The organism is Dysosmobacter welbionis, from assembly GCF_005121165.3.
In the GTDB taxonomy this organism is placed as follows: Bacteria; Bacillota; Clostridia; order Oscillospirales; family Oscillospiraceae; genus Oscillibacter; species Oscillibacter welbionis.
This window is the reverse complement of the sequence record NZ_CP034413.3, coordinates 913,331-926,559: the sequence shown is the minus strand read 5'-3', so window position 1 is coordinate 926,559 and position 13,229 is coordinate 913,331. Positions and strand designations below refer to the sequence as shown.

At 58.6% G+C, this 13,229-nt stretch carries 3 protein-coding genes and 2 pseudogenes; 1 reads left to right on the top strand and 4 read right to left on the bottom strand.

The genetic code is table 11. The features are described 5' to 3' along the window. The first annotated feature begins 166 nt into the window (after positions 1-166). Positions 167-958 (top strand): Fic family protein, encoded by a 792-nt coding sequence (locus EIO64_RS04890; RefSeq protein ID WP_136890909.1) that lies wholly within the window; start codon positions 167-169, stop codon positions 956-958. A 484-nt stretch (positions 959-1,442) separates the two neighbouring features. Here the strand turns inward: EIO64_RS04890 and EIO64_RS04885 are convergent, their stop codons facing one another. The 4 genes and pseudogenes from EIO64_RS04885 to EIO64_RS04870 form a co-directional block, all read right to left on the bottom strand. Beyond that, positions 1,443-1,835 carry a helix-turn-helix domain-containing protein gene (locus EIO64_RS04885; protein WP_136890908.1) on the bottom strand — a complete coding sequence of 131 codons (393 nt, stop codon included), beginning with the start codon at positions 1,833-1,835 and terminating at the stop codon, positions 1,443-1,445. Continuing rightward, a pseudogene (locus tag EIO64_RS04880) lies at positions 1,832-1,924 on the bottom strand (DNA-binding protein); the annotation flags it as partial. The pseudogene EIO64_RS04880 and the gene EIO64_RS04885, both read right to left, overlap by 4 nt. Positions 1,925-2,029: 105 nt before the next feature. Continuing rightward, positions 2,030-2,148, bottom strand: a pseudogene (locus tag EIO64_RS19180) (DNA-binding protein); the annotation flags it as partial. Between the two features lie 387 nt (positions 2,149-2,535). Continuing rightward, on the bottom strand, positions 2,536-13,014 hold the full coding sequence (locus EIO64_RS04870) for an Ig-like domain-containing protein (protein ID WP_136890907.1): 10,479 nt from the start codon (positions 13,012-13,014) through the stop codon (positions 2,536-2,538). Positions 13,015-13,229: the final 215 nt, after the last annotated feature.

Sequence of the window (13,229 nt, the reverse complement as noted above, 5' to 3'; positions counted from 1 at the left end):
GTAACGACACAACATACCGCAGAAAGAGAAAACTATCCAGGGGTACGGCGAACTGTTATCAAAAAGTTATCATTTGGGGTAGCGAACACAGTGGCAATCAAAAATTTTTTTGTGATAAACCAAAATATATGGTATACTGTCTTCATAAAGTAGCGGAGGTGGCCGCATGGATCTATACGATCAGGTGAAAAAACAGTGGCAAATGTGGGCTGTCCGTTCAGGCGAAGACTTGGACCTGCGCCTGGACAACTTCCGCATTCTCTTCGCGTACAACTCCGGGAAGATCGAAAACGCAGCGATTTCTTACCACGACACCCGGGAGATTTTTGAGAACGGCCGGGTGGTCGGCTATACCGGCGATCCCCGCACGCTGTTTGAACTTCAAAATCAGAAGGTCTGCTATGACTTCCTCCGGGAGAAGATTCCTGTTAAGGAGCCGCTTTCCCTCCCACTGATCCTGGAGATCCATCGCGCGCTGACGGAGGGAACTTACGATGCGCGCCGTTATCTGGTCAATGGAGAGCGGCCCGGGACATTCAAAAAACATGACTATGTGACTGGCATCCATGAGGTCGGCTCCTACCCTGAAGAAGTGGAAGGTGACTTGGCAGAACTGATCGGTGAAGTCAACTCTGTAGGTCCGAAAGCCCCGCTGAAGGCCGGAGCGTATCTCCATGCGCGTTTTGAGAATATTCACCCCTTCGCCGACGGGAACGGCCGCGTTGGGCGGACATTATTGAACTACTGGCTGATGATCAACGACTATCCCCCCATGATCATTTATGAGGAAGATAAAAAGGCATACTATGAGGCGCTCCAGCAGTATGATGAACAGGAGTCTCTGGATGCTTTGGTCCGTTTCTTGGAAGCGCAGACGGTCAAGACTTGGGCGCGCGTCATGAAACTCTCCCCAAATGATACGCCGAAACATCAAGGAATCGAATTTCATATGCTGTAAATGCCTGGCCTCCCGTAGCAGCGGGAGGCTTTTCTCTTTGTTTTGCAGCGCAATTTTTGAAGGGGCAATAGTCCGAATATTCACTTCTTGGATTTGCGATAAAACCAACCGATATCCCCAAGGTGCCCCCGCGGGTTCACCCTTACAACCCTGATTTCATGCGGATTTGAGGGCGCAATCCTCTGATTCCGGCCACCTGTGACCCCCGAAGTGAGCCAAACCGACCACCTATGACCCCCGCAGGCAACTCCCCGCAAACCACTGTCCCGTCCCGCGTTGCGGGGCGGTGTGACCCGGCCGGAGGGCGCTTGCGACCCCCGGCCTTTATCCTGCACGATTTTCGTCCCCTCGGTTCACCCGCTCATTTTGGCTTCCGGGCGATCCCGGTACCTGCGGCACACAGCCCCCCACACCGCGCTTTGTGGTGCGGGAGTGTCTGTTCCTGCCCATGCCGCAATCGCCGCACACAGCGGCCCACAGGCGGTCACGTGCCGGCCTGGGCCGCTGTCGTCCGCTGACGCGCCGCAACGAGCTCCAGCTGATCCAGTTGCCGGTCGTAGTGTTCATCTATCACCTCCTGGATCGGACGGAGCGTGTACAGCAGGTTCCCATTGCGTTTCTGACCAGCCCTGGTGGTGATTTCAGTTGGCTCGGTGGAGATGAGCCCGCGCTCCTCAAGGCACAGTGTGTACTTGCGTACCGTGTTCTCGCTCATACGCACTGCCTGCCCGATGGTCCTGTAGCTGGGCCAGCATTGATGCGTCTTTCGATTTTCGCACCGTTTCAGGAAACTGTAGACCGCCAGCTCGCCGCTGCTCAGACCCAGCAGGAAGATCTCGTTTGGAAGAGAGAAATAGTTTCCGATCCCATACTTCATGTGCCGCCTCCCGTATGCTCCTCCACCCAGCAGATGAACTGTTCTTTCGGCACCACCATCCGGCTGCCGATCTTCAGCACCGGGAAACCATAAGAGGCCCCCATGAAAACGCAATGCGTTTTCATGGGGAGAGGAGGAGCAAGGGAGCAGAGCGTATACCCGGCATATATGCCGGGTGGAGCGGAGTGGACTTTGCGACGACGAGCATCAGCTCGTAGCCGGATGAGGGAGACACCCCCAGCACCTTTGCCACTGTTGCCGCGTTCAGGAACAGCGGCAAGTCCTCATAGCTTTTGTAGCCTGATTCTTTCATGGCCAACACCTCCTTAAGTGTGAGAAGCAAAAAGCCTCTCACTATATACAGGCAATAAGTAGGCCACTTCACAAATGAAAATAGGAACAAATAATACGCCCTCATAATATACAGGCAACAAAACAGAGGAGTGAGCAGGCTCGAAAACAAAATTTAGAGTTCTGCACAGAAGAACATACCTTGAGTGAGTGATTTTGCCGATTCACTATTCCTGTGAATCGTAAAATGCACAGCCGGATCTAAGCGGGGTTCAGAGGGATCAGTGGTGATAAGGCATGCGGACAGTTTAGGGGATTTCAAACTATCACCCTCAGAAAAAAGGCAGGCAGGAGAGCTCGCTCTCCTGCCTGCCTTTTCATTGTTTATACGGCGCAATTCCTGCGCGGGTTACTTTACGATATTCTGGCAGAACCGGGTCAGGATCACCGCCGCCTGCGCCCGGGTGGCGGAGCCGCCGGGCGTCAAAGTGGTATCGCTGGTGCCGGAGACCAGGCCCTCTGCGTTGGCCCAGCGGATGGCCTCCACCGCGTAGGAGCCGACCTGTGCGGCGTCTGCGAACTTGCTCAGGTCCGCCTTGGCTGTGGTGTCGCAGCCCTTGTACTGGGCGTAGCGGTACAGGATGGCCGCCATCTGTTCACGGGTGATGGTGTCATTGGGGCCGAACAGCTCGTCGCTGTATCCAGCCACGATACCGTTCATCCTCGCCCAGTAGACCGCCGTGGCGTAGTAAGCATTGACATCCACGTCCTTGAAGGGATAGCCCCAGATCTCATTTTCGATATTGGGGGAGCCCTCCAGCCGGTAGAGGATCGTCACGATCATGCCGCGGGTGGTGGTCAGATCCGGTTCGAAGGTGCTGGCACTGGTGCCGGCCATGAGGCTGTTCTCGTTGACATACCGCACCGCGTCATAGTACCAGGCGTCCTCCGCCACATCCACAAAGGGATTTGTCCACTGCTTTTCGGGTACAAAGGTCACATCCACGCTCACCTTGCTGTTGGGCATGGTGAAGGTGTACTTGCCATCGCCCCTGTCGGTGACCTTGACCGTGTCGCCGTTCTTGTCGGTGACGGTGACCTTGTCCACCTGATAGCCCTTGTCGGGCTTGGCGGTGATGGTGACCGTGTCGCCCTTTTCCGCACGACTTGGCTTTACTGTGATCGTGCCATGGTCGATATCAGCAGCGGTATCCACTACATAGCTGGGCAAACCACTGCTGCCGCTCCCAGATCCGCCGTGGTCAGGATTGATAGGTGCTGCAGTAACTGTGACCGCACAGGTGGCGGTCTTGTTGCCATCCTCTGTGGTGACGGTGATGGTCGTGGTGCCTGCCTGGATGGCTTTGACATTGCCGCTGGCATCCACTGTGGCTACGGAGGTATTGCCGGAAGACCAGGTAACGTTCTGATTGGTGGCGTTGCTGGGGCTAATAGTGGCTTTCAGCTGGCCCGTGCTGCCTGCCGTCAGGTTCATGCTGGTTTGGTTCAGACTCACGCTGTCGACTTTGACAGCCGGCGCACCTCCGGCCTCGACCGTGACCTTACACTCAGCGGTTTTATCGCCGTCTGCGGTGGTGACGGTGATGGTCGCGGTGCCCGCTTTGTGGGCAGTGACTTTTCCGTTTCCGTCCACCGTAGCTACCTTGGAATTGCTGGAAGACCAAGTAACATTCCTGTTCGTGGCATTGTTTGGCTCAACAGTTGCTGTCAGCTGGCTCGTGCTGCCCTCCGTCAGGGTCAGGCTGGTCTTGTTCAGGCTCACTCCGGTGACAGAAACAAAATCGGCATTGTTGGTCAGCTTCAGCGTGTAGCTTGCGGAGTTGCCGCCGTTGGAGACTGTAATGTTCCATGTGGTAGTACCGGAGGCAAGCTGGGTGGCATGCGAGGCATCCACATCATAATCCTGACCGTCCAGCTTGATCGTTGCGTTCTGGGGGTCCTTGGGCGCGATCTCCAGGATACTGTTGGTCAGGCCGACAGCATCGACCGTATAGGTGTTTGTGCTCGAGTCGAAGACAGCGGTGTGGCCGCCGATGGAGATATGGTCCAGTTCCACGCTACTGTCCGTCAGAATCAGGTCGGAGAACTCCACCCGGACGCCGGCAGCACCGGTGATGCCCGCGAACTCAAAGGTCTGGGTTGCGGCACCCTCTTTTTCCAGCGTCAGCAAACCGTCTGCCTTGGTGTAGCTCTGCTGCTTGGCGATGGGCTGGCCCTGGGCGTCCAGTAGCGTGACGATCAGGTTGCCGCTGGTGGTGCCGCCGAGGTAATTGTACTGCACCTTTGTATTCACAATGGTCTTGCCGTTGGCAACGCTCATGTCGTAGATGACGGTGACCGGCTCATCCCGCTCCTCAGCCAGGCTTCTCAGAGTCAGAGAGGTGGTGTTGTTGGCGGTGAAATACTCGCTGACGCTGTTGTAGGAACCGGTTCGGGCCCGCATGGCCTGATCCTCCACAGGGGCTTCGATCCAGGCCTTGACATAGACCGGGATACCGGTGCTGGGGATCTCCGCCTGTGCGCCGCTTTCCTCCTTCATGTACTCTGCTACAGGCAGCGTGACCTCCGCGCTGTAACCGCCGGCGTCGATGAGGGACAGATCTGCCGTCTCCGTGATGGTATCGATCAGATCCTGCCCATCGGTGCCCTTCAGAATCGTGGTGCAGCTCTGGTCGGCGTAGAAGCCCACCTTGACCTGCCAGTTATCCTTCTCGTCTGCAAGGCTGGCGGCCAGGCGGTTGTGCAGGGCATAGCGCAGGGTGCGTACGCCGTCGGCCTGTTTGACGGTCTCCACTTTGGAGATACCCACGTCGGGGATGTCCAGATAGAGAGTGCCGGGCAGTTCCACGGTCACACCATTCTTGAAGGTTGCCTTGATGGTGTAATTCGCGTTCTCAATGGCCTCCCCCGTGGGGAACTTGGCCGTCACGGTGACGTCCCGGTTGGGCATCAGGTTCAGAGAAGTGTCGCCGCTGGTATAGACGCTCTCATTTTCCGAGATGATCTCCAGCTTGGTAATGGCGTCCATGCCGGTGTTGCGGATGGTGAACTGGACGTCGATGTCGCTGTTGGTGTAGAGCTCCTCATATGCCAGCATCACCGCCGACTCCTGGATCTGGTTGGTGAACTTCTCCGTGGCGGTATACATTCCGCTGACGGGGTTGGCCACAGTGATGGTCGCAGTCTCATCGTTCTCACCGTCGGAAATAGTCACCTCACGCTCTGTAGTCTCACTGTAATTAGTACCCAGGATGACTGACCTGATCTCGTACGTGCTCGTATCGTTGACATAAGCGTCGAAGTGGTCGATGAGGGTGCCCTCCTGCATCTCCGCAACTTCCACAGTGCCGGACAGGGTGTAGGAATCGCCGTCCTCCACGAACTTGACCGCCTTGAGCACATCGTGGCCCACGTTAGTGGAGCTGGCAGATACCGCACCTGCAAGGGAGTCGTAAGTGGTCTCGTCGGTCTCGCCGCTGACAGAGTCCACCCACAGGATGGCGAGGTCGCCGATGTCCTGGGTGTTCTTTGCGAAGCGGAAGTTGGAGCCGATTGTGTCGCCGGCACCGCCGGCAGCCACGCTCAGGGACTCGGGCATATTCTCATAAAGTTTGCCGTCCGTGTCCATAACGGACAGCCGGATATCGGACTCAGTCTCGCCGTTCGGGTCGTCGGTGATGGCTCGCTCAGTGTGCCAGGCCACCACGAACCGCTCCTCGCCGTCCCCAAACTCCGCAGTAGTGATCTGGGGATTTTCGTCCAGATTGTTGTCAGAAGTCAGGCGGAAGGTGCGCACCAGGTCTTCGCTCTGGGTATCATCCGCACCGTATGTTCCGTCCACGGCGGGGATAATGGCCACAACGGTCTCCCAGTCGGTGGTGTTCTCGGTGGTGGAATTGGTATCCAGGGTATAGACCACAGCGGCGGTACCGTCCTCCAGCATGGCCATCTCCAGGCCCTTGACAGAGGCCGTGGAGCCGGTGCCGTCATACAGGGTCTGGGCGGCGACGTATTCATTCCCGAACACATCTTCATCCCGTATCCACTGGCCGTTCTCGCAGACGGCATACCGGATGGCGTCCTGCTGGTCAAAGTTGGTCAGATTGGAGGCGTCGGAGGATTTGACCTCACGCCATGCCACAATGATGCGATTGCCGCTGGCGGCCACCACGGGGGCCAGGTCGGGGGTGCTGTTGTCGGTGAGCTGCTCCAGCGTCCAGTCGCTGCCGCCCGTGGAAGTGGCGGCCATGATCTCGGTGGAATTTATCTGGAGCATCTGCTGACCATCGTCCAGGGCAGTTCCGGGGACCACATTTTCGGTGATGTCCTCTGTCTGCCGGACCCACACGGCGGCGTAACTGCCGTCAGAGCCGGCCACCTTCACATTGCTGTCGCCGTAGCCGGTGGACACTTCATCATTGCTGTCGAAGCGCTCTCCCTGCTGGAATTGACCATTGCTCTTAGTGGACACGGCCACACGAGTGTTGCGGATGTCCAACGCACTCTCCGGGTCGTTGTCCTCCCGGTCGCTGAGATAGAACATGACTTCACCGTCGTCGGACAGCACCGGGTTGGCGTAGGAGTAGGCCCCGATCTGGAGGGTCTCCGCCAGTGTGGCGTTCTGATCCTTGTCCAGGCTGAACAGCCCGATGGAGGGCCGTCCGCCCAGCCACTCCTGCTCGGCGGTGTCCACATAGTCCCGGCGTTCCAGTTGCGCCCCCAGGTCCACGGCGTATATCACCTGGCCGTTGGGCATGGCCATACGGGTGACGGGCTTGCCGTTGATGGTCTTATTGGCTTTCCAGATCTCCTCGATGGTCCTCCACCCCGGATCATCGGACTCCGACTCAAAGCCGATGGAGCAGAAGATCTTTTCATAGCTGATGAACAGGAATTTGAATACGAACTCAATGCCGGTGGAGCCGCTGACAGACAGGTTGGAGCCCTGTATAACGTCGTCCGTCCGGCTGCTGACCGGCCCCACGGCGCTGATATTCGAGCTTTCCTCCAGATAACCGCGGTTGAGCCATTTGTACTGCATATCCAAATTCAGCTGGCCGAACACACCGATCTTAAAGGCCACCACTGAGACGTCGAAGCCCACGCCCGCGAAGGCTCTGATATAGAAGTACATCCGCAGGTTGGTAAGATAATCGCTACCGGTGGCGTCGGTATAACTGGCACTGGCCAGGGCGGTGTTGAAGGCGCTCTGGTCGCCGGCGTTCTTCAGACCGTCCATGCCGGAGGTCACCTCGTAATAGTTACCCTGCTGCATGTCCATGCGGACCTCCAGCGCGCCGCCCAGGTTGACGCTGGCGGTGATGGGAACGATGCCCACGACGGCGTTGAAGTTCCAGTTGAAGTTCAGGCCAGCGCCTACGTTAAAGCCGCCGCTGATGGGCTGGCACTCCCACTTGCCGCTGCTGCTGTTGTAGGAGATATTCGCCTCCATGTAGCCGCCCAGCGCCATGCTGGTCCCCATGAGGCCCTTTCCGGCGGCGGCCTGCTGGGCCTCCTCCTTGGCGGCGCTCAGGTATTTGCCCTTGACCATGCTGTAGACGTCCATGGGGCCGGGAAGGGCTTCCAGCTCCTGGTTCTTGCCGGTGGAGGCGTCCCCGTGGACGAAGGTCATGTTGTCCGGGTCGTCATACTCGGGATAGACGCCGGGCTCCAGATCGCCCATGTTCACGCCGAACAGGGCGCGGAACACGGTGGGGTCGCTGGTGGCGTACAGGCGCACGGCGAACTTGTCCTTCTCGGGGTCGTAGCCGGCATCGTCACTGAGCAGATCCATGCCGCCCTCGATCATGATATCGCCGTCACCCATATCACCAACGTCTCCGCTGGCATCCACGGTCATTCCGCTCTTGACGTCGGCCAGGGCTCCGGTCAGGGCATTGGAGGCCTCCGCCTCCGGTACGCCGATCATATTGACCATCTGGAAGGGCAGGCTGATGGTGCGGCTGGCGGTGGTCCCGTCCTCGCTGAGGACGGCCCGCATCCCGCGGCTCTCGCCCGCGGCCATGCCCCACTCCTCCATGCTATCCTTGTCCATGGTCATCCGGTTCTCGGTGAAGGCCAGATCCGTGAAGGGATATGTGGTTGTCTCGCTGGTCTGACATTCCGGGGTCTTGCCGGTGGCGTCCTGGAGCATCACGGTGTTAGCCCGCCCCAGGTCCTTGGCGTGCTCGTCGCCCCACCACATGATGGAGGTGGTGACATAGGCGGTGGGGAAGGTATCACTGGGGCCCACGTTGCCGGTGTTCCCGCGGATGTCGGCCACGCTGGCGTATTTCTTGGGGCTGTAGCTCAGGGTCTGCTGGGCGATATAGGGCTGCTTCTGCCCGCTCTCATTCTTCTCCCAGGCCACGATGCTGTCGCCGGAGATCGCCACATCGTCCAGGTTCAGGTTGGCGTCCACCCGCAGCATGATTGGATAATATTCCGCACCAGTCCCGTCGCCGTACTCCAGCTGGAACAGGTAGTAGAGCGCCTCGCCCGCCTGGACCTCCTTCTGGTTGTCAGCGGTCTTGAACTTTCCAAGATCCATGTTCACCAGCAGGCGGCCCTCGTCATTGGTGCTGACCGTTTGAGGTGTGTTGCCGGGCTTCCACTGGCTTGGATCCTTCTCACCCTGCAGGCCAAACTGCACCGCAGAATTTCTGTCGCCCGTGCAGTACTCGCCGCCCCGGTACACGCCGCCCCGGAAGGTGACCTGCCCCTCATAGGGCGTGCCGTCCGAGTTTTTTAGATAAATTTCCGCCTGGGCCGCCCGGCGCAGCTGGAGGGTGTTCACCGGGTAGAGCTGCAGCTTGGTGGAGTCGGCCTCGGAGGACACCAGGCTCTGGCTGCGGATGACGCCCAGGAAGATAACGTCCTCGTCATCCCCATCATCCGCCACGGAATTGCAGTAGATGTCCCCGGCGATGCCGTGGGGCGCATAGATGGCAGCCTCGCCTTTGTCGTTGGTGGTCAGGGTGTATTCCTCGGTGGCGGTTTTGGCGGCGCTGGTGTACACCTGATAGGTCAGGGTGGTCTCCGTCTTGGGGTAGCACTGGAACAGGTAGAGCTGATCCCGCAAGGTTTCCACATCCACCGTCAGGCTGTCCGAGATCTCCGGCAGCTTGCCGTGGGTGGCGGTGACGGTGGTTTCGCCGTCCTTCAGGCCGGAGAGGACGAAGTCGGTGGAGGGGCGGTAGGTGGTGTAGGAGAAGTTCTCGATGTTCTCATACAGAGTGCCCTGCCGGTAGTTGACGGAGGCCACCGAGCTGTCGTTGGAGGCCCAGGCGATCTGGTCAGCCAGCTCCGCCCAGGCATACTGGCCGTAGTTGATGGAGATGACGTTTCTCAGGGCGATGTCCCGCTGGAGGGCCACGATGGCGTTGGAGCCGTTCTCTCCGCCGTCGCCCCACAGGGTCTTGATTTTTTCCACGTTGGACATGGTGTAGCTGCCGCCGGTGTTCTCGTCGTGGTCCAGCAGGATCTCCAGGATGTCCTCCGAGTAGACATAGAGCACATAGCTGTCATAGGCCCAGGCGGCGTCGGCGGCGTTCTGGACCTTAACGGTGACGGTATAGGCGTCCCGGTAGCTGGCGGGGTCGCCGGTCTCCGGCGTCACAGCAGGGACATTCAGGGTGTAGGAATAGGTATTTCCATCCTGCGTCACCCCGCCCGTCAGGTCGGTTTCCGAGATGGTCTTTTCGCCACCGGCGATGTACAGTTCAAACTGTCCGCCGCCGTTCTTTACATCCAGGTTGTCTGCCGTCCAGCTGAGAGTGATGTCCTTGCCGTTCCCGCCGCCATCGGTCTGGTACAGGCCGCCTGCGGGCTGGTCCAGTTTGACGGACGCGGGCGGTGAGAGCAGCGTGATGTAGGCAATGGCAGGCTCCTCGCCCTCCCCCATCTCCGGTACACCATTCTCGTTGATATAGGTGCCGAGCCGCTTTTCCTGATATTCCGCAGAGATACAGGCAACGATCAGCCCCGTTCTTTCCTCATTGTAGAATGTATCCAGCCCTTCATCCCACGGAATGGTAAAGGCGGAGAGGATGGGGTTCTTCTCATCGGTCGTCACCGTCCACTCCTTGACAACCGCTACCGTTGGATCTGCATCCTCTAAATTGAGCGTACCCAGCTGCACTGTGAAGGTGGTGGGAACAAAGGCTCCGTCCTCCCCAGCGTTCTGGTTCAGGGCGCAAATGTTGCTGCTCCAGTAGATCCGGGCGTCATTCCCCTCACGGACGGAGATGTTTCTGCCGCTTTCGGGAATCTGGAGAAAAGCGTTCCCTGTCCCGCCTCCCCAGTTTTCACAATGGAGGGTGACGCTTCCAAGCAGCGCATCCTCCATATCGCCGTTGAGGGCCACCAGTCTGGCATTGGCATATCCTGTTTCCCCGGTGAGCATAAAGCTGGTGCTGCCGTCCTCGTTGAGTACTACCGTGACGGGGCCGGAGTATTCCCATGCAAAGTGAAATTGATTGTCGATCCCCTCCGGCTTGTTGTCCTCCGGGTACGCGGTGACCTTAGTGACGTCGCCCCAGGTGAAGTCGCCTTCCTTCAGGGTGAAGGACAGCGTCATCTCCCAATCCGCCATTTCCGCCAAGTCAAAATAGACTGTGCCGCTTGTCTGTTCCTCGCGCTCTCCAGTCTTGCTGTTCGTGCGGGTAAGCTTGATGCCGCCGTCAAAGGCACCCACCGGCTTGGAGCCGTCCAGGGTGTACTCCCGACCCCAGCCGATCATCACATAGCCGTCCAGCAGGAAGTCCACCTGACCGGTGAACTCCTCCACAGAGGTATTATAGGGCAGGGTGATCTCCGCCACCAGCGCCGTGGGGTTTTGGGGGTCGTTCACCCGGAAGTCATACTGGGTGTCCCCCGTCTGGCTGAGCACTGCCTTGAGGGCGGGCAGGATGCCGGTGGTCAGGTCCGTCACCTCATTCAACACCCAGTTGTCATAGGGCTTTCCAGTCAGGGGCAGGGTGATGGTCAGCACGGGCTTCTGCCCCTGCTGCTCCTGGCGCACCGCCAGCGTGGGCGCCCCAAAGGCCAGTTCCCGGTCCAGAGATTCCAGTGTCACGCCGGTCAGGTCGTCGGTCCCCCGGGAGATGGTCAACTCCAGCTTGTTGGCGCCCTCCAGCTGGCAGGTGGGTTCATCCCCCACGAAGTTGGCGGCAGTGACGGAGATGGCCCCGCCGCTGGTCTCGGTCACGGGATAGAGGAAGGTGCAGCTCTCGCCGGTGGTTTCCACCTCCTCTGGGGTCAGTGTTTGATCGTCGTTCACCGTGATGGTCATGTCCTCGGTGATCTTCACGGGGTAATCGAAGGTAGCCACGATGGGCACCTGCTGTCCGGCGTAGTAGGTGCCCGCCGGGGCGGAGAAAGAGACGGTGGTCTCCTTGGTGGTCTCCTGCATGTAGTAGGATGCGCGATATTCGAGGTATGGATCAAAAGCGAATGAGGTTTCGCTGCCACTGCTGGTCTGATACCGGCGGTAATATCCGGACATATTCATTTCCATCGTGTGCTCGGGGATCTCATCACCCTCCTCATAATCCAGATTTTCGCTTTGTGTGGGGAAAGCCTCTAACCCGATAGAAGGAAGCAAGTAAGTCTCTTCTACGACCCAATCAGTAAAGTTGTCGTCCGCCTGGAGCACTTCATCATCGATCTTTAATTCATAGGAGAATGGCCGCTCCTCGGCGATCGGGCGCGAGGAACCGGGGTCAAAAAACCACCCTAAAGCACCAACTGTGTACTGAAAATTGCCGGCAATCAAACTACCGCCGCCGCTTTCAAATATGCGTAAATAGTTTCCGGAGGACATCCCTTCAAGAGAAAGCGTTTCTTTATCCGCAAGAAACATGGGGTTGCCGCCATCCCGGATCCGGTCCCGCATTTCCTCATCTCCGCCTGCGACGACCCAATCAGTCTCAACACCATGCTCTCGTCTCTCATAGCTGAGCGTTTTCGAGACACGGGAATAGTATTTGAAATAGTCGTCGCTATCTACCGTCACGGTCTGCTCCCAGCGGGTGGAGCCGTCAGAGAGAAGGGCGTTTTTCAGGTCATAGAGCTGCACCAGGAAGGTTCCCGTGCCCTGGACGCGCTCTGGGGTCTCGCCCACATGGACGGTCAGGGTCTTGCTCTCGCCGGGGTACATGGTAACGGTCTCCTCGCCGTCAATGTCGGCGGTCACGCTGCCGTCCACTGTCCGCCAGGAGAAGGTGATCTCCTGATCTGCGGCGGACCGGGAGGCCTCCACGGTGACGGTATACTCGCCGTTTTCTTCGGCGGTGGCCGCCCCAGTGACGGTCAGCCGCACGTCGTGGTCCACCCCGGCGGGGCCCACGCCCTCCAGGGCATCGGCGGCCAGCATCACCATATCCCCGTTGGCCCAGGCCTCCGCCAAGTCGTAGAAGTTGTCGATCTGCTCGTCGGTCAGGTCCTGCTCGGTGAAGTAGGTGGCCTTGAGATAGGCCAGATACCGCTCGATCTCCACGACGGTCTTGAGGTCGGCCAGGGTGAGATAGTCGCCGTCCACCTCCACCACTTTGGTAAGGTCGGTGGCCGGGTCGTCCAGGATAGCCTCGATCTCATCCAGGGTGTATGCCTGCCCGTCCATGATGATCTTCTCGTCGGTGACGATGTTGCCGTCCTCGTCGATCAGGCCATACTGCTTCAAAATGGCCAGATACGCCTCGGCGTCGTCGCCGTAGACCTCCTCCAGCGCAGCCAGCAGGGCGGTGCGCTGCACACCGCTCATGTCCAGCAGGTCGCCAACTGCGGCATAGGCCACCGTGGGCAGCATGGTGACCAGCATCACGGCAGTGAGCAGCCCCGCGATCCATCGTTTCCAGTTCTTTCTCATAGAAACTCTCCCTTCGCTTTGCAGGAGGATCTTTGCACGGGATGGTCCTCATCCCGTGCAAGGGGGTGACCCCCTTGCAATTCTTCTCTGTACGCCAGTCCTTTAGTCCGGTGCACAGTTCCTTACGCCTATCACTATACCGAAACATTTTGCTGTTTCAATAGGGATTGCAAACATGGTCAATTTTCCTGCAAACTTGGTAAGCCCGTACCCTT

Coding starts and splice junctions, on each gene's coding strand:
- EIO64_RS04890 (WP_136890909.1), top strand. CDS start 167: ATGGATCTATACGATCAGGTGAAAAAACAGTGGCAAATGTGGGCTGTC.
- EIO64_RS04885 (WP_136890908.1), bottom strand. CDS start 1,835: ATGAAGTATGGGATCGGAAACTATTTCTCTCTTCCAAACGAGATCTTC.
- EIO64_RS04870 (WP_136890907.1), bottom strand. CDS start 13,014: ATGAGAAAGAACTGGAAACGATGGATCGCGGGGCTGCTCACTGCCGTG.